The following is a 21,556-nucleotide window of genomic DNA, read 5'->3' as shown; positions in this document are numbered from 1 at the left end:
GTATCAGTAACCAATTGATCAGTATTATTAAGGAAGGGATTAAGCTATGAGTAATTTTAAGAAGTTGTACGACTTGATCGACAACTATAATAAAGAATACAAAAAAGACATTATGGTTGCCGGCCGTTCAAAGGATGGTTGGAAAACCTATTCTACCGATGATTTCATCGAAATAGTAGATAATATAAGTAAAGGTCTTTTAGCCAAAGGGATTGAAAAAGGAGACCGAGTGGCTATCATGTCTGGTAATCGACCGGAATGGAACTTTATTGACTTTGCTTGTAATCAACTTGGTATAGCTACTGTACCGCTTTACCCTACCCTTTCTAATCAGGATCTTATTTATATTCTGAATGATGCTGGAGCAAAAATGCTCTTTGTCAGCAATGAGGAGTTATCTAAGAAAGCTGATCACGCTTTAAAAGAGAACAATCAAGATTTACCGCTTTATACCTTTGATGATATTGATGGTAGAGCCTCTTATAAAGAGGTATTGGAATTAGGAAAGCAACAGCAGACTGACCTTCAGCCTTTGCGTGATGCCGTACAATTTGAGGATTTATTGACCTTGATTTATACTTCAGGTACTACAGGTAAACCTAAAGGGGTATTCCTAACACACAAAAACCTGATAAGTAATGTGGAAGCCTGCTTTCACTTAGTGACACCAGAATATAAAAAGGCATTAAGTTTCCTACCGCTTTGCCATATTTTCGAAAGAATGGTGGTTTACCTTTATTTTTCTAAAGGTGTACAGATTTATTATGCGGAGAACCTAGATAATATTGTTGTTGACATCAATGATGTTAAACCAGATTTGTTCACAACTGTACCACGTGTATTGGAGAAGGTTTATGACAAGGTGGTTGAAAAGGGTAAAAATCTAACTGGTATTAAGAAATCTTTATTCTTCTGGGCTTTAAATTTAGGTTTAAGATATCAGGAGCCTAAGAAAAACTCTGGATTCTATAACTTCCAATTAGGTATTGCCCGTAAGTTGATCTTTTCAAAATGGAAAGATGCATTAGGAGGAAACATCAAATTGATTATTTCAGGAGGTGCGGCATTGCAAGAAAGATTAGCTCGTGTATTCTGGGCTGCAGATATCAAGGTTTTGGAGGGATACGGACTGACAGAGACTTCACCAGTAATTGCTGTAAATTCTTGGAAAGAGGAAGATGTGAAGTTTGGAACTGTTGGTCGTGTATTGAATAATTTGGACGTGAAGATTGCCAAAGATGGAGAGATCTTGGTAAAAGGTCCAAGTGTTACTTCAGGGTATTACAAGAACGATGAGGCCACAAAAGAAACCATTGATACCGGCGGGTATCTTCACACTGGAGATATCGGTGAATTAACTTCTGATGGATTCTTACGTATTACGGACCGCAAAAAAGAAATGTTCAAAACAGCTGGAGGTAAATATGTAGCTCCACAAGTTTTAGAGAATAAATTAATGGAATCGACTTTGATTGCTCAAGTAATGGTTATTGGAGAGAATCAACGTTTTCCAGCTGCGCTGATAGTACCAGCCTTTGAGGAATTGGAAAAATATTGCAATCACAAAGGCATTCCATATGGCTCCAAAGAGGAAGCGATCAAGCAACCGGAGGTTTTATCAAAATATGAGCAAATTATTTCGCAATCAATGTCTAACTTTGGCCATTGGGAGCAGGTGAAAAAGTTTAAGTTACTGTCCAAAGAATGGACCATTGATGCTGGTGAATTGACACCTAAATTAAGTCTTAAACGAAAAGTCATCATGCAACGAAATGAAGACACGATAAAGCAAATCTATACGGAATAATGTTGAATACCATTTGGACGAAGGTTAAGGATTTCTGGAGACTATTAATCAATGCAGGTAATGGCTTTGCTGAAGACAACTGCATGAAACTGAGTGCATCGCTCGCCTATTACACGGTTTTTTCCATTGGCCCTCTCCTATTGATATTGACCTGGACCTTAGGTTTCTTTTACGGATCTGCCTTAGATGGTAGTGAAGGTGCTAGGGAACAGGTCTTGAGTGAATTAAACGAGATTTTCGGTAAAGAAATAGCCAGTCTACTTGAATCTACGGTTCATAACCTGTCACTTGACAGCAAGTCTAACATCGGGATTATCATCGGTGTCGGTACATTGATGTTTACTTCGACTACTATTTTCGTAGATATACAAAATTCCATCAATTCCATTTGGAAAGTAAAACCAAAACCTAAAAAAGGTTGGTTGAAAATGATCATTAACCGTTTGATTTCCTTCTCCATGATATTGGGATTAGTATTCCTTTTGATGGCATCCCTTATTATTTCGAGTGTAATCGGCATTATGACCGATTACTTTAATCAGTTTATGGAGAACTGGGATATCAGTTTGATCGATTGGATTAATACTGCAATTACCTTCTTGGTTATCTCATCTTTATTCGGAATTATTTATGCTTTCTTACCGGATGCCAGGGTTCGTTTCAAGGATATTCTAGGAGGTGCCTTATTTACAGCCCTGCTTTTCATGTTCGGAAAGTTCTTAATCTCCTTATACCTATCTACAAATGCAACTGCAAGCTCCTATGGCGCTGCAGGATCCATTATTATCCTTTTGGCCTGGGTATATTACTCTGCTGCGATTTTGTACTTTGGAGCGGAGTTTACAAAGGAATACGCTATTAAATATGGTAAAGGTATCCAACCTACTTCCTACGCTGTATTGGTAAAACAAACCGAGTTGGAAATCGACCCAGAAACAGGTATACGAGAAGTTGTCAAAAAACACAATGACCCAATACAATAGTGGAGGAAAGAAAAAGTATAATATATATGCTTCTTGCGGGCGTATTCTTTGCCCTAATGAATGTATGTGTAAAACAAGTTTCACATCTCCCTACTTTGGAAGTGGTCTTCTTCCGATCTCTTTTTAGTTTTGTCGCCAGTTATCTAATTCTGAAAAAGGATAATATTCCTTTGTTCGGCAACAATAAAAAATTATTAATATTTCGCGGAGTTGCAGGATGCTTGGGTTTGATTGGTTCATTCTACACCTTACAACATTTACCATTAGCATCTGCTGTAACCATAAATTATCTGGCGCCCTTCTTCACAGCCCTTTTAGGAATTTTCATTGTCAAGCAACCCGTACGTCCAATACAGTTTCTGTATTTTGGGCTGGCAATATTGGGTGTAATTCTCTTGAAAGGTTTTGATAATCGGATATCCACATTAGGATTACTTATTGGATTGTCTGCTGCTATATTCGCTGCTATCGCTTATAATATTATTGCCAAGTTAAAGACTTCGGAACATCCCCTGGTAATAATTTTCTATTTTCCATTGGTTACTCTTCCATTTGTTGGAGTTTACACGATTTTTAATTGGGTCACACCAATCGGTTGGGATTGGCTGCTACTTTTACTGATTGGAATCTTTACACAATTAGCGCAGTATTACATGACGCTTTCTTACCAAAGAGCTAACCTTTCCAAAGTGGCAAGTTTGAATTATTTGGGTGTTTTATATGCCTTGATATTTGGATTTCTCTTCTTTGATGAGACTTATACACAATGGTCCTTGCTGGGTATTGTTTTGATTTTGTTGGCCGTCATAATGAATGTTAGGATGAGAGCGCTGCGCTAGGAGGAGACCGCTTCGCTAGTAGATATGAGATGTGAGATTTGAGAAAGGGGGATATTACTTAACGGTCGAAGCATGCTTCGACCCTACAGTTAGGGTTGATTATGCTTAATATTTCACGAATGTTTGTAGGGTCGATGCATGCATCGACCGCAGCCTATAAATTCATTATATCAAATTATTTCGGGCGGACATTCCGTTCGTTTTCGTCGGGGATTAATCCCCTTCCCTCAAACTCACTCAGTACCGCCCCTACCTAACGTGCTATCTAGATGGCTCGCCAATAGGTCTCAATACTAAATACTTTCTACTAAATACTACCCCAAGCGGTCTACTTCACGTCATAATAATACACTTGTCGGCCTACATTACCTCCTAGGTCATTTCCTTCAACCACTACTTTGTATTTTCCAGTTCCGTCAGCGTTGTAGAATTCTAAGTTGATTTCTCCGGATTTTTCGATGCGGATATCTGGATTCCAGTACACCGTAGTACGGTAATCGCTGGTTTGTTTACTTTCTGCAGTGCTGTATTTTGGGGTATAGAATTTACGTTCTTTGATGTATCCCAAAGGATAGAAGTCAATAACATTCGATTTCGGTAACATGGCTTCAATTTGTGCCAATGTCATACGTGGTTGTTTCTTTTCCTTTTTAGTAATGATGGAAACAACACCATCATTTTGATACAGGTTGCGAACAGTTCCTAAATCATCACGTAAGAAGATCTCTACGGATTCAATCTCCGGTACTTGGATAGCATTTAACGATGGTTCATCGATCGGCATACCATTTAAGAAGAATTGTACTGGAACTCGACTTCCTTGGTTATAATTCCGAGTGATGTAGTATTTCAATGTGTTGGTGTCATAAGTTATACCTGTCAACATGGTATTTAAACACATGGATAGTACATTACATCCTGCGAAACGACTTCCGTCAATTCTATGCTCCGGCATGGATAGACCAGAAAGTGCAGAGAAGTCTTTACTTGTTTGTTTGTTTTCTACACGCTTGGTTACTACAACTTCCTCAATAAGATTGGATGTTCTAAATTCCTTCTTGCTGTTATCTAAATATGCTTGTAAGTTCTGATCGATGTTCTGAACAAAGGAGCTCTTATATGGATTTTCTTCGTCTATTTTTGGAAATTCAGTAGGATCCATGGTAATTACCAATGAGCGATAGTTCGCATTGCTACGCGCATTGACAGTTGCTTTCAAGGAATCTGCAAATACAAGCTTGTCAAAAGCAAAGCGACCTTGTGCATCGGTATAGGCATCCTTTTTAATAGCACCTCCTGGAATGGTTAATAATAATCCTGCTCCGGTTTGTAATTTCCCAACGTTATCTCTTAGGATACCGGAGATTACAATTCCTTCTTCAGGCATATAACGAACCATTGGAAGCTTGCCTTTAATCAAGTCAGCATATTCAAATCTTCGGAAACCTTGAGTCAATAGAAGTGCATCTAAAGCTTCTGTTCTATTCTCGTTTTTACTGTTGAAGTAATAGTTCGGTTTTTCTACATAACCTTTCAAGTCAGAGGTTAGAAGCATGTTACTAACAATACCACGATCATCATCGTCATTGTAAGGAACTTTCTTCTCATCAACTACAGATACAGAGAATGTTCCTGGAAGACTATCAATATAATTGTTCAAGTTCAATTTTAACTTTACCAAGTCCTTACGAGCATAGCTAGGTTTATCTGATGAAACCTTAATATCGATTAACTGTTGGGGTTGTATAAACACCAGGCGTTCTGAGATAGGCTGTCCATCCGGCGTTATTAAGGTCAATTGAACTATACCATTTGGCAATTCTTTTTTAGGGATCTTAATCGCAACTACGGAACTCTTGATAGAAACTTGCGCAGCATAAACTAAGTGTCCATTCAATTGTCCAAAAATATAATACGGTTTACCTTCTACCTTTTTAAAATAATCCTCATTGGTTACTAAGCCTAAGTTGATAAATTCTGCATCTTGCGTAGTAAATACCACATTTATCTTATCAGATACAACAGCTGGTAAATCAAAAGATCTTTCAGTACCATTATCAAAGCTTACAATAGCCTTATATGTTTCGCCTAAAACAGGTAACATGGAAAATGTTCCCATACCTAATCCTAAGTCTTCAAATGTTGCTACTTCCTTCTTCTTACTGTCTATGATTTTACCTTTGATACGGATTCCTTTACCATTAGAGGCAACAGCCTTAAAAGCTACCTTCTTGGCTAATCCAGCAATAAGATCACCACCCTCTGGAAAGAATTGAACATCGGCATTAAAAAGTGCATTAGCTAAAGGATAATTGCCTACTAATGTTTCAGCGTCTTCAACCTTAACAACAATTCTCCCTTTCTTAAATTTATCGCTTTCTTTATTGGATAGATTAACCGTTAGTCGGCCTAATTCATCCGTTTCTCCTTTACCTTTATCAAAGGCATCCCAACCATCGTTAGCTTCCCAAGTCAATTTCTTTTTCACTAATAATTGCCCATCACGACCACGGAATTGCAAGGTTGCTTTCGTACGGCTACCATCAGGTGTAAAGGTAATTTCTGCGCCTAATTTCTTATTGATGGCATCCCCTACAGTTACCACTTTATTAAAGTAGTATCCCATATCGAAGTTCATCATCCATTTGGTATAGGCACGGAAACGGTAGTTGTCTTGTGCATAGAATTGTGGATCTAAAATCAATTGACCATTACCAGCACCTTCTTTCAATGGAATACGCATGGTCTGTATTAATGAATCTCGTCCATTCAATACTTCCACATAAGCAATCTTACTTGGACTGTAATTGAAAAGATTAGTATTCAAATATGTTTTAAACCAAAGAGTATCTCCTACGGCATAATAAGGCTTATCGAAATGCATGTGAACTTTCTCAACAGGGTAAACGGAGAAATACTTCTGTACATTTTCAACAGCTGTATTAATAGGAATAGCTGGTTTCTCTTGTGATTTTGCGTATGGAATAGTTACGATAAAGGCAATAATTGCGAATACGATACGGTTAACTTTACTCATCAAATATTCAATTTTGGAAAAAGCTAAATATATTGAATTTTTAATGAAGATGTACCCTAATTAGGGAAATTTAACAGCTTAGGCCTAAAGAAGAGGTGCTAAAAGACGGCATAAGGAGTCCATAGCACGGAGCCAAGGCTTGCGTTTCTTCCAATCTCTTATACTGATTTGGGAACAATTCTGCTTGTCAATTTCAAACTGATCTTCCATTTGCTTGCAGAATTCTTTATTCGAAATAACGGCCGCAACTTCATAATTGATATAGAAGCTCCGGAAATCGAGATTAACCGTACCTACATAAGCTATTTTTCCATCAATAATAGCTGTTTTAGCATGTAAAAATCCTTTATCATAGAAATACACATGCACTCCTCGCTCTAACAGGGGTTTCAGAAAAGAAAGGCTAGCGTGCTGTACAAACCAATTGTCACCTTTCGAAGGTATCATCAATTCTACCTTGACACCAGAGGCAGCTGCTGACTTCAAAGAAGTAGCTAATTCTTCTGTTGGAATGTAATATGGGGTACAGAGTTGAACACTTTCACTGGCTTCACCAATACTAATCAAAAGGGCTTCCATATTGAAAGGACCGATAGAACCAGGGTCTGAGGATGCCAGAGCGACAGCAGATAATTCATCTGTTACTGCAGGGGTTTCATGGAAATAACCTTCATCTAGATTAAAAGGCTCACCATCGGTTTGATTCCATTGATTCCAAAAACTAATTTGAAACATAGAGGCTGCATTCCCAACAATCTTTACAGAGGTATCTCGCCAATATAAATCGAAATTATTAGGATTGATATACCGATCTGAAATATTAATACCACCGATATAGGCTGTAAATCCATCAATGACTGCAATCTTCCTGTGATTACGGTAATTACTGTTTGCCAAAGAAGTGAAAGTTACAGGAAGGAAAGGTTGAAACTCAATTTTAGAATCCTTCTTTTTACGCATGTGTCTAACAAGCTTAGGAGATCCAAAACTATCAACTATTAAACGAACTTTGACCCCTTCGGACGCTTTCTTTTCTAATAGATTCAGAACTTGTGTTCCTATTCCATCTACATCAAAAATGTAATATTCCATATGAATGGAATGCTTTGCCTCAGCCAAAGAAGCCAAGAATAAAGGAAACTTTTGTTCACCATTTATCAATAAGGTGACATTGTTGTTGAGGGTTGGTGTAGAAAGTTTTTCGTTCTTTAAATAAGAATACACGCGTGAGAGATCCCCTATTTTGCTGTGTATATTTCGAATGGACCATAACATCAACGGTTCCAATCGTTGAAACTCCTTCTTTAACCGCAGGGTCTGTTCTTGGTTAATACGTTTCAATTTCTTGACCTTGGAGAATTTCTGTCCAAAGAGATAATACAGGATCAAACCAGCAAATGGTATAAATACAATGACTAAGACCCAGGAAATGGTTTTGGTGGGATTTCTATTTTCAATAAGTATAGTGATGGTAACACCGACATACACGATTAACATGGGAATCCATCCCCATTGTTCTAAAAATAATATGACAGCATCAAAATGTTCCTTCATTGCAGGTATATACTTATCATTAACCCCATATAGTCTGTATTGTTAGACAATAAGGAATTATAAGCTTACAATATAGCAAAAAAAGAGAATGGAAAGATTCTTTCCTTAGAATGCGCAGTTCATAGCACCGTCTACATGGATGAGCGGACTGAGATAAGGGATATCTAAATTGGCGCCACGTAATATAAACCATACCCCCATAAGAATAAACAAAATGGGCAATACGGTACTGAATCCCTTTTTGAAGATTCTTTTTGGGAAATTACCAGCAAAGGAGAATACCAATAATAAAGGCAAGGTCCCTAAACCAAAGAGCAGCATGAAATAGAAACTATTCCAGATGGAATCGGCATTGACTGCTGAAGCTAATGCCATATAAACCATTCCACAAGGTAGAATACCATTCAATACCCCGGCAACAAAACTACCTCCTGGTCTGTATAACCATTTACCCATAAACTTAGCAAATGGCTGAATAGCTTTCGTTTGAATGGCAGCTAATTTACTGGATGACTTGCCAAACATATAAAATAATCCAATGGCGAATAAAAGGATTCCAGTAACAAGACTAAATCCTTGTTGCCAACCTTGCAGGCTAGCCACATTTCCTAACAATCCAAGAAATAGACCAATCAGTCCATAGGTTAGGATTCGTCCAAATTGATAGAGTAACTTATTAAATGTTGTTTTCCATGAAATGCCCTGCCCTGCCTGTACGGCCAAAAGAAGTGGACCGCACATGACCGCACAGTGGATACTTCCAAGAAGTCCCATAAAAAACGCTAAATAATGATAAGTCATGTTATTGAATAAAAACAGCGTGGTCTGAGATGTATTCCACGTTGCTATGTTTCCAATCGATTGCTAAGTTCCAATTACCTTTCTCAAAACTGGATAAAGGAAGTTTAAACTCATTTGAACTGGTAGAAAAAGGCAAGGTCTTATCAAACTTGCCATTGTCTGGACGCTTAAAAATCAAATTTCCTTGATTACCTACTTCCACAAAGCTTATCAATAAAGTATCCTTTAAGATCTGAATCTTTGGTTTTGCATGATCCTTTAAGAGATTCTCCTTTTTATGATAAGTAACATCATAATTCAAACTGTTCTCATAGTAATCAGGATCCACCAAGGAATCGGAATCATGTGTTACCATATAAATTCCAGCACCTATGATAAATAGCATGAATGCTCCTAAACCAAATACAATTTTATATCCCCAATTCATGTCAACTATTTTGCTGGTGGAGCAATAAAGGTTGTTTTCATTTCCTCTATTACCTTATCCCCAGAAATGATATTTACTTTAATATCGGATTTATATTTCTTAATATCCTTTTGATCTAAAATCAAGAACAAACTCAATTTAGCACTACCTTCTCGTGCCAAGTGCGATATAGGATTTACGATTTGAATTCGTACGCCTTTATCTGGACTTTCTAATTTGAAATCTAATTCCTTACTGGTCTTATTGAGGACTTCTAAGGTATAAAGATTGGCTACTGTTCCGTCATCTTTTAGCTGATAAGTACTTCCCTTTGCGCGTAATAACCTACCATCCACATCGGAACGGCTAAAGATCATAAATCCAAAAATACTCATTAAAACCACCAAAACAATGGAGTAAACGATGGCACGTGTATTTTTCTTTTTACCTTTCTCAATGCTCTCTTTACCTTCCGCCTGAGCTAAGGTATAGAATCCGATCAATCGTCTTGGCTTATTGATTTTATCCATAACAGCATCGCAGGCATCTATACAAGCTGTACAGGACACACATTCCAATTGTGTTCCTTTGCGGATGTCAATTCCTGTTGGGCAAACATGCACGCAGAGATTACAGTCTATACAGTCACCTTTAGGCGAATCATCACCTTTACGGATTTTACCACGAGGTTCTCCTCTGGCGGTATCATAGGCTACTGTTACGGAGTTGTCATCCAATAAAACGCCCTGTAACCTACCGTAAGGACAAATTCGCGTACATACAATCTCACGCACATAGGCAAATACAAAGTAGAATACCAAGGTAAACACAATGATGGAAAGGAATCCAACAATATGCTGATCAATTGGATCGGTTGCTATTTTAATTAAGGCATCAATTCCTATGATATAAGCCAAAAAGAGGTTGGAAATAATAAAGGAAATAAGCAGAAAGATACTGTGTTTAAGGACTTTTTTCCAAGCTTTAGCATCGGTATCTGGTCCTTCATTTAATTTCTTCTGCTGCATCCAGTCACCTTCAATCAGGTATTCGATTCTTCGGAAGATGAGTTCCATGAAGATGGTTTGTGGACAGGTCCAGCCGCACCATACCCTACCATAAACTGCCGTAAAGAGTACAATACAGACCATCACGATCAACATCCCAAAGAGGAAGATATGGAAATCCTGAGGGTAAAATAGGTTTCCAAAGATGGAGAACTTCCTTTCCACAATGTTAAACATGAGGAAAGGGTTTCCATTAATTTTTAGGATAGGTCCTAAGAAAAAGAATAGTAGTAAACCATACCCGACAATCTGTCGATAATTAAATAGCTTCCCACCAGGTTTCTTAGCGTAGACCCATTTTCTTTTCGATTTATCAGATTGGTTTGAATTTCCGGTTTCATTTACTACTATTCCCATGATATTGTTAATACAAAGATATTACATTAATTAGCTGCTGTAGCTGTACTATCAGGTGCTGCTGCAGCATCTCCTGCTCCGCCTTCGTTTTCATATTTAATGACTTCAGAACCTTCAGCTCCTTTTGGATTTGCTGGTTTGGTATCACGAAGTGTTAAGATGAAATTACTTACTTCAGCGATCTGTGCAGGGGTTAAAGTTTGTTCCCAAGGCACCATACCTTTATCTGGAACACCATATTTAACGGTTTTAAAGATGTCCTTAATCTCTCCACCATGTATCCAGAAGCGGTCAGCAAGGTTAGGTCCAATACCACCTTCTCCATTTCCACCGTGACAAGCCACACAGTTCGTTGCGAAGATCGCTTTACCATTTGCTGCCAAGGTGCCTGATGCATCCACCTCAATGGTATTTTCATCAAAGGAGTTTGCCGATTGTGCCAAGAATTCTTTCTTAGCTTCTTCCGCTTTGGCCATCTCTCTTTCGTACTCCTGATCCTGGTTAAGACCAATACCGAATACTTGATAAACCAATAAGTAACCTACAGCGAATACACAGGTAGAGTAAAACAAGGCGTTAAACCAAACAGGAATGGGATTATCCAATTCTTGGATTCCATCATACTCATGGTCGATAACCAAGTCTTTTTCTTGCTCGATAGGTTTTAAGCCCATGAAGTAATTCCAAGCTTTCACCCAATAGCCTTTACGAGCTACTTTACGTTCAGCGGCAAGACGGTTCTCTTCTTTCACCACCTCTGGCATGGTCACTTTTAGCATGGCTTTCAGTGCTCGGTTGATAGCTACTGCTGCTACAAGTACAGCAATCAGCACTAAGAATACAACCAAGTAGAAGATATCGTTGTACATATTGCCGGTCCCAAACGTTACATCCGTTGTGGGAGCCGCATTTGCCAATATTATTAAAAAATTCATATTTATTTCGATTCAGGTAAGTTCTCTAATTCGTTTTCAGATTCCTCAAAGGGCAAACCTTTCATGTAATCTACGAAGCTCTTTTTCATGCGAACCAACATAATAGTCACCGCGATGAAGAATGTTAAGAAGATTAACAAGGAGATTATCATATAAATCTCGTCCCCATGTAAATTTGTGATTTGCTTCCACATAGCTATTTCGTTTTATTTTACATTAATTAGATCCTGCAACTGGAGCTTCTTCTTTAGGAGCTGCCTGTGCTTTGATATCTGTTCCTAAACGCTGTAAGTAGGCAATGATCGCCACAATCTCTTTAGTAGGCTCTACCTGTACTTGATTTGCTGCCAAATCTTTAGCAATAGTTGCCGCCTGTGCTTGTGCATGTTCTAAGGCATTGTCCACTTCGTCATCAGAATAAGGAACACCTAGATTACGCATCGCTTTCATTTTCGCATTCAAGTATTTGTAGCTGATCTCTTGATCAATTAACCAAGGATATGGCGGCATGATACTTCCTGGAGAAGTAATCGTTGGATCCAACATATGGTCAAAGTGCCATTTATTCGGATACTTACCTCCAATACGGTGCAAGTCTGGTCCTGTACGTTTAGAACCCCATAAGAATGGATGGTCATATACGAATTCTCCAGCTTTGGAGTATTCTCCATAACGAGCCGTCTCTGAACGGAAAGGACGAATAGTCTGCGAGTGACAGTTAACACAGCCTTCACGGATATACAAGTCACGACCTGTTAACTCCAATGCTGTATAAGGTTTTACAGCCTCAATTTTCGGAATGTTATCCGATACGGTAAATGTAGGGATCATCTCTACCAAACCACCGATTAAAATAGCAATCAATGAAAGTACCATGAACAACATCGGCTTACGCTCAAGACGACGGTGTTGCGAACGCTCAGATACCGTAACTGGCTCCAATGCTGGTGCTTCAGCTGGTTCATTTGCTAATAATTTACCAGTTTTGATGGTTTTGATTAAGTTGTATGTCATTAAGATCACACCAGATAGGTATAAAGTACCACCTACTGCACGCATCATGTGCATTGGAAGGATCTCTAATGTTGTAGCTAAGAAGTTAGGGTATTTTAATACACCTTCTGGAGTGAAGTCTTTCCACATCAATCCTTGAACTACTGCTGCCCAGTACATAGGGATAGCGTAGAATAAGATACCTAATGTACCAATCCAAAAGTGGGTATTTGCTAATTTCTTAGAATATAATTGTGTTCTATAGATTCTTGGGATCAACCAGTATAGGATAGCAAAGGTCATGAAACCATTCCAACCTAATGCTCCAACGTGCACGTGGGCAACGATCCAGTCGGTAAAGTGTGCAATCGCGTTTACTTGTTTTAAAGATAACATCGGACCTTCAAACGTAGCCATACCATAACAGGTCAATGCTACAACCATGAATTTCAATGTTGGTTCTGTACGAACTTTATCCCAAGCACCACGTAAAGTCAATAAACCATTGATCATACCTCCCCAACTTGGTGCAATCAACATAATGGAGAATACGACTCCTAAAGACTGTACCCAACTAGGTAATGAAGTATATAATAAGTGGTGAGGTCCTGCCCAAATATAGATGAAGATTAAGGACCAGAAGTGTAGAATACTTAATTTATAAGAATAAACCGGACGATTAGCCATCTTTGGTAAGAAGTAATACATCATCCCTAAGAATGGCGTAGTTAAGAAGAAAGCTACGGCATTGTGTCCATACCACCATTGAACTAGGGCATCCTGAACACCGGAATAAACATAATAACTCTTAAAAAAGCTAATTGGCAATTGGATAGAATTGACAATGTGCAATACAGCCACCGTTACGAAAGTTGCGATGTAGAACCATACAGCTACATACATGTGACGCTCTCTACGTTTGATGATTGTTCCAAACATGTTAACACCAAACACCACCCAGATTATAGTAATGGCGATATCAATCGGCCATTCCATCTCTGCATACTCGTGTGAGGTGGTCAACCCTAAAGGAAGGGTAATTGCTGAGGCTACAATGATTAACTGCCAACCCCAAAAGTGGACTTTACTTAGAACGTCGCTAAACATTCTAGCTTTTAACACCCGCTGCATGGAGTAATATGCCCCCATGAAAATTGCATTTCCCACAAATGCAAAAATCACAGCATTGGTGTGCAATGGTCTGATACGACCAAATGTTGTAAACTGCGTATCGAAGTTCATGATCGGCCATACCAGCTGTAAGGCTGCTATTAAGCCGACGGTCATGCCGACAATCCCCCAGATTACAGTCGCGATTCCAAAATCTCTGACAATCTTGTTGTCATAATTAAATTGCTCTACCTGCATTATTCTTTATATTAAGTTAACTTGTTCAAAAGTAGCAGTATCACGATGACATTCTAATGATAATAGGAAGCAAGAAATAATGATATAAATCACATTTTATCGGAAGGTTAGTTTTATCGGCTTTTAAAGGTTTTCCATAATCAATAGGTGTTAGGTGACATTGTCCTGACAATAAATTTAAACAAATTCCATCATGAAAAACAATAAATTTAGTAAACAAAGTCTATAAAAACTCTTGGTTTTCAGCTAGATGAAAATATTTGTCACAAAAGCAAAATATGACTTTTCTATTCGCTATCATTAGAAATAACGATAAAATAATTTACCTAAAAACACGATAGAATAGTAAAAAACACAGTTTATACGATAAAAATATAGGCTTAGGGTAAAATTTACACTTTTAGAGTTATGATTTTAGGCTGTAAGCATTTAAGTTTGTAGGTAATTAATAAAATCAAAACTAGGGAAAATGTCAATTATCAAAAATCTAATAGTTTGTGCTGGCCTCGTCGGCCTAATCGGAAACGGACTTGCACAAGCTCAAGAAAAAAACACCTTAACAATAAATAAGGAAAAGAATGAATTTTGGTGGGGCGGTGCTGTAGCACTTGGCTCTTACATGCCTTATGTACAAGACATGAAAGAATTCAACCTTGAATTCCAAAACAACAATAACCAAGTTGTTCCTTTATTCATCTCGAACAAGGGTCGCTTTGTATGGGGCGACAAACCTTTTGCTTTTAAAGTTGAAAAAGATAATATTGATCTTTCCTCTAAGTATGAAAACTTAAAGGTTCAACAAGCAGGAACAACATTGCGTTCTGCTTATTTGAAAGCTAGTCAGGAATATTTCCCTGCAACTGGTAAACTCCCTGAGGAATTGTTTTTCTCTATGCCACAATACAACACTTGGATTGAATTGATGTATAATCAAAATCAAAACGACATTCTTAAATATGCGCAAGCCATTGTCGACAATGGATTCCCTAGTGGAGTATTGATGATTGATGATAATTGGCAGCGTTATTATGGAAACTTCGATTTCCGTGCAGAGAAATTTGAAGATCCTAAAGGAATGGTGAAGAAATTACATGACCTTGGCTTTAAAGTCATGCTTTGGGTTTGTCCATTCGTTAGTGCAGATTCTCCAGAATACCGCGATTTAGATGCTAAAGGTTATTTGATCAAAGAAAAGAATTCTAAAAGCCCAGCAATTATTTCTTGGTGGAATGGAAAGAGTGCTTGTTATGATTTGACGAATCCAAAAGCCAAAGCTCATTACATCGCTCAATTGAAACACATGCAAGAAGAGTACGGTATTGATGGGTTTAAATTTGATGCAGGAGATAATCAATTCTATAATCCAGCTCGTATAAGCAGCTTCGATCAATCGGCTATTTCGGTAGATCATACTAAAGCTTGGGCAGAAATAGGATTAGAATTCCCATTCAATGAATATCGCGCAGGATGGAAAATGGGAAATCAACCATTAGTACAACGCTTAGGCGATAAAGCCTACTCTTGGAAAGCGGTTCAAATGTTAGTGCCTGATATGATTGCAGCTGGTCTAATGGGCTATGGCTATACTTGTCCTGATATGATAGGTGGAGGTTCTTTTGCAGCATTCTTAAACATTAAGGATGATGAATTTGATCAGAAACTAATTGTACGTTCTGCTCAGGTACATGCTTTGATGCCAATGATGCAGTTCTCCGTTGCTCCATGGCGAATCTTAAGTAAAGAAAACTTAGAGATTGCTAAGAAAGCAGCTAAACTACACCAAGCATTTGGTCCTTACATTCTAGAACAGGCACATAAGACAGCTAAATCCGGTGAACCTATTGTTCGTCACATGGATTACTCCTTCCCTAATGAGGGTTTTGATACTTGTCAAGATCAATTTATGTTAGGTGAGAAATTCTTAGTAGCTCCAGTGATTACAAACGAGGATAAAAGATCTGTAAAATTACCAAAAGGCAGGTGGAAAGATGATTTAGGAAAGATTCATAAGGGTGGTAAAACCATTGAAATGGAAGTTCCATTAGCAAGATTACCTTATTTTGAGAAGATCTAATCATTAGATGAAACAGTAATTACAGCATAAAGAGCAGCCAACGGGTTGCTCTTTTTCTTTGATTATATAAAAAGAAAAAGGAAACCGAGTTGGTTTCCTTACCTGTATTGATACTTTCTTATTTCGCTAGAGTAGATTATCCTTTTTCTAAAATTGTCTTCATCGATATAATCTTGTAGACATAGGATCCAGTTTCGGCATTTAATCTTAGGTCATAATAATTATCCTTACGTTGTCTTTTCAAAGAATTTCGAAGACTACCACCACCTACGTTGTAAGCTGCAGCTACTAATGTCCAATCACCAAATTCCTTATATAAGGATTTTAGATAACGGGCAGCAGCATGTGTGGATTTTGTAAGGTCTAATCGATCATCAACACTTCCATTCACACGTAGTCCGTAAAGTCTAGCTGTTGCAGGCATGAACTGCCAGTAACCACCAGCGCCTTTATGCGAAGTAGTGCCCGGATTAAGACTGCTTTCAACTACTGCTACGTACTTGAAATCGTCAGGGATGCCATAACTTTTGAGGATTGCGGAAATACGAGGTAATAATTTGTCCGCCTTTTTGTGAATGTAATGCGATGAACGCTCAAGGTAAGAAAATTTGCGTAGATAGAGATCTAATTTACGCTTTACCTTCTCTTGTTCAAGAGGGATATTTTCTTCGGCAAATGAGAGATTTGCATAGAAATCATCCTCTGAATCTTTTTTCGATGCTTCCAATGTCGTTGCTACATTGTACATCATCGAGTGGTTTAACGCCTTTCTAAAAGGGTCTCCCACGACTTCTGGTTGGGGGTTCGAGTACAGTTTTGACAGCAACATAAAAGTCAAAAGTGCACTACAACATAATACTCTTTTTTTTATCATTCAATCCCTTACTGCTATCCTATCCACGCATTCGAAAAACCGATCAAAAGACAGCTTGGTAAAAATCAAGCTCCAAAGGTAACACATATTTTCTTATCTACCAAACAGTTAGCGTTTTTAACGCTTTTTAACAACTCCCTCCTACCCTTAAAAGCACAACCTAAGCCACTGAAATAAAAGAAAATAAATAATCATTAATATCATTATATTATGTATCTTTGTGGCTCAATTTTTTTGAAATTATGCCATTTAGTAGCAACAGGAACAGTCGAGACGACAACTCCAGAAGAAACAGAAGCAACTCAGAAAGCTTCGGAGATCGCAAAAGATCCGATAACAAAGGCTCTTTTAACTCTAATCGAGATTCAAATCGCAAATCAGACAAATTTCGTAACAATGACGGTGATTCAGGCTTCAAGAAGTTTGACCGTGATAGTAAATTCGGCCGTCCAGATAGAGAAGGCGGATTTAAGAAATTTGACCGCGATAACCGTGATGACAGATCAGGTCGTCCAGAGAGAGAAGGTGGATTTAAGAAATTCGATCGTGATAACCGTGATAACAGATCAGGTCGTCCAGAGAGAGAAGGTGGATTCAAGAAATTCGATCGCGATAACCGTGATAACAGATCAGGCCGTCCAGAGAGAGAAGGTGGATTCAAGAAGTTTGATCGCGATAGCCGTGATAACAGATCAGGCCGTCCGGATAGAGAAGGTGGATTTAAGAAGTTTGATCGTGATAACCGTGATAGCAGATCAGGTCGTCCAGATAGAGAAGGTGGATTTAAGAAATTCGATCGCGATAACCGTGATAACAGATCAGGTCGTCCAGATAGAGAAGGTGGATTTAAGAAATTCGATCGAGATAACCGTGATAGCCGCGGAAAAGACTTTGGAGACAGACGCAGAGATAGTCGTGGTTTCCAAGATCGTGACAATAGAAATGACAATGAAGATCGTGGAGAGAGAAAAACAACTTTCAGATCTCGTAAACCAGCATCAGAACGTACATATAAAGAGGCTGAAGATGACGGCTTAATCCGTTTGAATCGCTATATCGCCAATTCAGGTATTTGTTCTCGTCGTAAAGCCGATGAATTAATCGAAGCAGGTGTAATTTCAGTTAATGGTGAAGTAGTAACTGAATTAGGTACTAAAGTAGATCCAGCGAAAGACGAAATTAAATATAACGACGAACGTCTGAAAAGAGAGAAAATGGTTTATGTGCTTTTAAATAAACCAAAAGATTACATTACTACAACTGACGATCCACAAGAGCGTAAAACAGTAATGCAATTGGTTTCAAAAGCTACAAAAGAACGTATTTATCCGATTGGTCGTTTAGACAGAAATACTACCGGTTTATTACTATTAACCAATGATGGTAATCTTGCTGAAAAACTTTCTCATCCGAGAAATAACATCAGTAAAATCTACCAGGTAGAATTGGATAAGAGCTTAACCCAAGGAGATTTTAATAAGATCCAATTCGGTATTGAATTAGAGGATGGATTTATTAAACCAGATGATGTTAGCTACGTAATGGGTGCATCAAAACGTGAAATTGGAATCCAAATCCACTCTGGAAAGAACCGTGTTGTTCGTCGTATCTTCGAATCATTGGGATATGATGTGGTAAAACTTGATCGTGTTGTCTATGCCAACTTAACCAAGAAAGACCTTCCAAGAGGACGTTGGAGATTCTTGGACGATAAAGAAATCATACAGTTGAAACACTTAATGAAATAAAACGAAAGGCGCCTCAAGGTGCCTTTTTTTATTGCCCCATCTTTTGTATTTTTATCAAAATTAGAATGACTATGACAGACCCAAAATGTTTAACATCGGTAGCTGAATTTCATACCACTTTTCAACATCCGATATTAGAACAGCCTACCATCCCTTCTGAGAGCAGATGTAACCTAAGAGTAGCCTTGATAGCTGAAGAACTAAAAGAGTTGCAAGAAGCGATTGAAAACAAGGATATGGTAGAAATTGCGGATGCCCTATGTGACATCCAATATGTATTATCAGGTGCTATCTTGGAATTTGGCCTTAAAGATAAATTCAACGATTTATTTAATGAGGTTCAACGCTCCAATATGAGTAAAGCTTGCAAGACTGAAGAAGAAGCAATCGCTACACAAGAACATTATAAAGCAAAGGGTGTAGATTCCTATTATAAAGAGATCGATGGTAAGTTTTTAGTTTTCCGACAAGGAGATGATAAGACCCTAAAATCCATCTTCTATTCCCCAGCTGATTTAAAATCAATAGTTGAGAAATAAAATAAAGATCATAGAAAAAGGGAAAGACAATCTTTCCCTTTTTTTATGATTAAAAATAGAATTACCATCTTCGAACTATAAACCATAACCTCCAATGTACACTCCAAAAATCAATCAACTAAACGATATTCAGGACATATTAGCTTTTATCGATAGATTCAGCTTCGGCATTTTGATTAGTCTACAAGGGAATCGAATCATCGGAACACACCTACCCATAATTTCGAACAATAATCCCGAAGAATTATTTCTCTATACGCATATTGCTTTGGCTAATGAACAATGGAAGGAAATTGAGGGACAAGAAGTATTAATTATTTTCACTGAACCACACGCCTATATTTCTCCCAGTAATTACCTAAAAGAAGAAACAGTACCCACCTGGAATTACGTGGCAGTTCATATGTATGGCCAAGTTTCCATCATTCAGGATGAAAAAGAAATTAATGAATTGATGACCAAAACCATGATTAAGTATGAACCTGAATATTATGAGAAGTGGTTAATACTTTCAGAACCTTTCAAAGCAAATATGATGAAAGGAATTGTGCCATTTAAAATTGATGTTACAGGTATTGAAGGTAAAGCAAAGCTTAGCCAAAACAAAAATCATCAAGAAAAAGAAAACATCATTAAGTACCTGAATCAGAGTCAGGTTGTTACAGATTCCTTATTAGCTGAATATATGGAACGAGATATCCCCAAATAAAGCTAATCAAAAATCACCCTCTACTGCTCAACAATCTCTTGATAGGCTGAACCCTGCTTCACGCCACGATCCTCTAATCCTTTGTCAATTTTAGACTGAATACCAGATTTTGGAAATCCCCAATTTGGTGCAATTAATAATTCACGATCAGCAATTCCGAAAATTCGTTGTATAATGATGTCCGGTCTTAATAATGGAATAAATTTAGAAAGGAATTCTGTATAGCTTTCAATAGTGAATAATGGGAATGGTTCTCTTTTATATTTAACCCCCATTATACTTCCCTCTACAATATGTAGATGGTGGAGTTTTACAAATTTAATCTTAGGATGTTTGTTGATCTCCTCAGCATACTTTAACATCATTTCCTCTGTCTCCCATGGGAAACCAAAGATGGTGTGCACACAAAGCTCCAATGAGGTGTTTTCCAACATTTTCATGGTCTGAATAAACTCATCGTGCGAACAACCTCTGTTAATACGCTCTAGCGTATCATTGTAGATGGATTCCATTCCCATCTCAAGATCCACATCATAGCGATCGGTATAACTTTCTAAAAGAGCAATTTTCTCAAAATCCAAGCAATCAGGTCGAGTACCTACAGATAATCCCAATGTATGCTCCGGACAAATACTTAATGCCTCATCATACATCATTTTCAGTAAATGCGTAGGTGCATAGGTATTGGTATTCGGTTGGAAATAAATGATGAATTTCTCAGCACCGTAACTGTTCCTAGCACGTTCAATTCCATTCTCCACTTGTTCCCGGATAGAAGGAATCTTTCTTGCCGTATCCGGTGTAAAAGAGTCCACATTGCAATAGGTACAACCACCATATCCTTTGCTTCCATCTCTGTTCGGACAGGTAAAATTACCATCTACGATAACTTTAAAGACCTTTTGTCCATTGTATTTCTCTTTCAGATATGCACCATAATGGTTATATGGTTTAATACCGTTGTCTAATTGTGTACCCATTGTAAATGCAAAGATAAGGATTTTTAGTATTTAGTAGTTAGTATGTAGTAGTTAGACCTATTGGCGGGATAACAACACGCCGAACCCCATAGGAAGTAACCGACAGGCAATACCTTTCCGATCAAATTCCTCCGATAACCGTAGGGTCGATGCATGCATCGACCTCCAAACCGATACCGATCCAACCATCGATCAAATCCCTATTATGATCTGATAAAAAAAATAGATTAGATAGCGGTCGAAGCATGCTTCGACCCTACGGACAACCGCCGAATACATGGTTAGGATAGGGATTACCTCGACAAAATTATCCAACCGTAAAGAAAAAAACCATAAAAACAGAAAGGCCCGTCATCTAATCGATGACGGGCCTCCGTATAAAATTAGGCACCGACCTACTCTCCCACCTGTTACGGCAATACCATCGGCTCTGGCGGGCTTAACTTCTCTGTTCGGAATGGGAAGAGGTGGACACCGCCGATATA

The 21,556-nt window shown here is 38.1% G+C and carries 17 protein-coding genes and 1 rRNA gene; 7 read left to right on the top strand and 11 right to left on the bottom strand.

Annotated features, from left to right (window positions below; genetic code table 11):
- Window positions 1-46 precede the first annotated feature (46 nt).
- The 3 genes from ACP6L2_RS00090 to ACP6L2_RS00080 are packed head-to-tail and all read left to right on the top strand — an operon-like array spanning window position 47 to window position 3,629.
- Entirely contained in the window at window positions 47-1,807 is a 1,761-nt protein-coding gene (locus tag ACP6L2_RS00090) for an AMP-dependent synthetase/ligase (RefSeq protein WP_440507214.1), read from the top strand.
- Complete coding sequence (locus tag ACP6L2_RS00085; RefSeq protein WP_440507212.1) at window positions 1,807-2,790, top strand: YihY/virulence factor BrkB family protein; 984 nt, start codon at window positions 1,807-1,809, stop codon at window positions 2,788-2,790. Before ACP6L2_RS00090 ends, ACP6L2_RS00085 begins: the two co-directional genes overlap by 1 nt.
- Complete coding sequence (locus tag ACP6L2_RS00080; protein ID WP_440507210.1) at window positions 2,790-3,629, top strand: DMT family transporter; 840 nt, start codon at window positions 2,790-2,792, stop codon at window positions 3,627-3,629. The genes ACP6L2_RS00085 and ACP6L2_RS00080 overlap by 1 nt, the downstream gene beginning before the upstream one ends.
- Window positions 3,630-3,957: 328 nt before the next feature.
- Here the strand turns inward: ACP6L2_RS00080 and ACP6L2_RS00075 are convergent, their stop codons facing one another.
- The 8 genes from ACP6L2_RS00075 to ccoN form a co-directional block, all read right to left on the bottom strand.
- Window positions 3,958-6,666 carry a carboxypeptidase-like regulatory domain-containing protein gene (locus ACP6L2_RS00075; protein WP_440507208.1) on the bottom strand — a complete coding sequence of 903 codons (2,709 nt, stop codon included), beginning with the start codon at window positions 6,664-6,666 and terminating at the stop codon, window positions 3,958-3,960.
- Window positions 6,667-6,750: 84 nt separating this feature from the next.
- Window positions 6,751-8,220, bottom strand: a complete 1,470-nt coding sequence (cls, locus tag ACP6L2_RS00070) for a cardiolipin synthase (protein WP_440507206.1) — start codon at window positions 8,218-8,220, stop codon at window positions 6,751-6,753.
- A 105-nt stretch (window positions 8,221-8,325) separates the two neighbouring features.
- A complete protein-coding gene (locus ACP6L2_RS00065) occupies window positions 8,326-9,021 on the bottom strand; it encodes a sulfite exporter TauE/SafE family protein (protein WP_440507205.1) in 696 nt (231 codons plus the stop codon).
- A 1-nt stretch (window position 9,022) separates the two neighbouring features.
- Window positions 9,023-9,448, bottom strand: a complete 426-nt coding sequence (locus ACP6L2_RS00060) for a FixH family protein (RefSeq protein WP_440507203.1) — start codon at window positions 9,446-9,448, stop codon at window positions 9,023-9,025.
- A 5-nt stretch (window positions 9,449-9,453) separates the two neighbouring features.
- Window positions 9,454-10,851, bottom strand: coding sequence for a cytochrome c oxidase accessory protein CcoG (gene ccoG / locus ACP6L2_RS00055; RefSeq protein ID WP_440507201.1), 1,398 nt, complete (start codon window positions 10,849-10,851; stop codon window positions 9,454-9,456).
- Window positions 10,852-10,877: 26 nt separating this feature from the next.
- A complete protein-coding gene (locus ACP6L2_RS00050) occupies window positions 10,878-11,786 on the bottom strand; it encodes a cbb3-type cytochrome c oxidase N-terminal domain-containing protein (RefSeq protein ID WP_440507199.1) in 909 nt (302 codons plus the stop codon).
- Window positions 11,787-11,788: 2 nt separating this feature from the next.
- Window positions 11,789-11,980: a hypothetical protein gene (locus tag ACP6L2_RS00045; protein WP_344674541.1), complete on the bottom strand. Its 192-nt coding sequence runs from the start codon at window positions 11,978-11,980 to the stop codon at window positions 11,789-11,791.
- A gap of 22 nt (window positions 11,981-12,002) precedes the next feature.
- A complete protein-coding gene (ccoN, locus tag ACP6L2_RS00040) occupies window positions 12,003-14,147 on the bottom strand; it encodes a cytochrome-c oxidase, cbb3-type subunit I (protein ID WP_440507198.1) in 2,145 nt (714 codons plus the stop codon).
- A 469-nt stretch (window positions 14,148-14,616) separates the two neighbouring features.
- On the opposite strand from ccoN, the gene ACP6L2_RS00035 reads away from it, so the two are divergent.
- Window positions 14,617-16,221: a glycoside hydrolase family 31 protein gene (locus ACP6L2_RS00035; RefSeq protein WP_440507196.1), complete on the top strand. Its 1,605-nt coding sequence runs from the start codon at window positions 14,617-14,619 to the stop codon at window positions 16,219-16,221.
- Window positions 16,222-16,357: 136 nt separating this feature from the next.
- On the opposite strand, the gene ACP6L2_RS00030 is transcribed toward ACP6L2_RS00035, so the two are convergent.
- Window positions 16,358-16,972 carry a lytic transglycosylase domain-containing protein gene (locus ACP6L2_RS00030; RefSeq protein WP_440507194.1) on the bottom strand — a complete coding sequence of 205 codons (615 nt, stop codon included), beginning with the start codon at window positions 16,970-16,972 and terminating at the stop codon, window positions 16,358-16,360.
- A gap of 365 nt (window positions 16,973-17,337) precedes the next feature.
- Between ACP6L2_RS00030 and ACP6L2_RS00025 the strand changes: the two genes are divergently transcribed.
- The 3 genes from ACP6L2_RS00025 (at window position 17,338) to ACP6L2_RS00015 (ending at window position 20,091) form a co-directional block, all read left to right on the top strand.
- Window positions 17,338-18,843: a pseudouridine synthase gene (locus ACP6L2_RS00025; protein WP_440507193.1), complete on the top strand. Its 1,506-nt coding sequence runs from the start codon at window positions 17,338-17,340 to the stop codon at window positions 18,841-18,843.
- A gap of 71 nt (window positions 18,844-18,914) precedes the next feature.
- Window positions 18,915-19,382: a hypothetical protein gene (locus tag ACP6L2_RS00020; protein ID WP_440507191.1), complete on the top strand. Its 468-nt coding sequence runs from the start codon at window positions 18,915-18,917 to the stop codon at window positions 19,380-19,382.
- 94 nt (window positions 19,383-19,476) lie between these two features.
- Entirely contained in the window at window positions 19,477-20,091 is a 615-nt protein-coding gene (locus ACP6L2_RS00015; RefSeq protein WP_440507189.1) for an FMN-binding negative transcriptional regulator, read from the top strand.
- Between the two features lie 20 nt (window positions 20,092-20,111).
- Here ACP6L2_RS00015 and ACP6L2_RS00010 read toward each other — a convergent pair whose 3' ends face one another.
- Entirely contained in the window at window positions 20,112-21,071 is a 960-nt protein-coding gene (locus ACP6L2_RS00010; RefSeq protein WP_440507187.1) for a TIGR01212 family radical SAM protein, read from the bottom strand.
- A gap of 382 nt (window positions 21,072-21,453) precedes the next feature.
- Window positions 21,454-21,556: ribosomal RNA gene (gene rrf, locus ACP6L2_RS00005) — 5S ribosomal RNA — on the bottom strand; the annotation flags it as partial.

It is taken from the genome of Sphingobacterium lactis (assembly GCF_051951495.1).
Lineage (GTDB): Bacteria > Bacteroidota > Bacteroidia > Sphingobacteriales > Sphingobacteriaceae > Sphingobacterium > Sphingobacterium lactis_A.
Note: the sequence above shows the minus strand (reverse complement) of the source record. Positions and strands in the feature narration are given on the sequence as shown.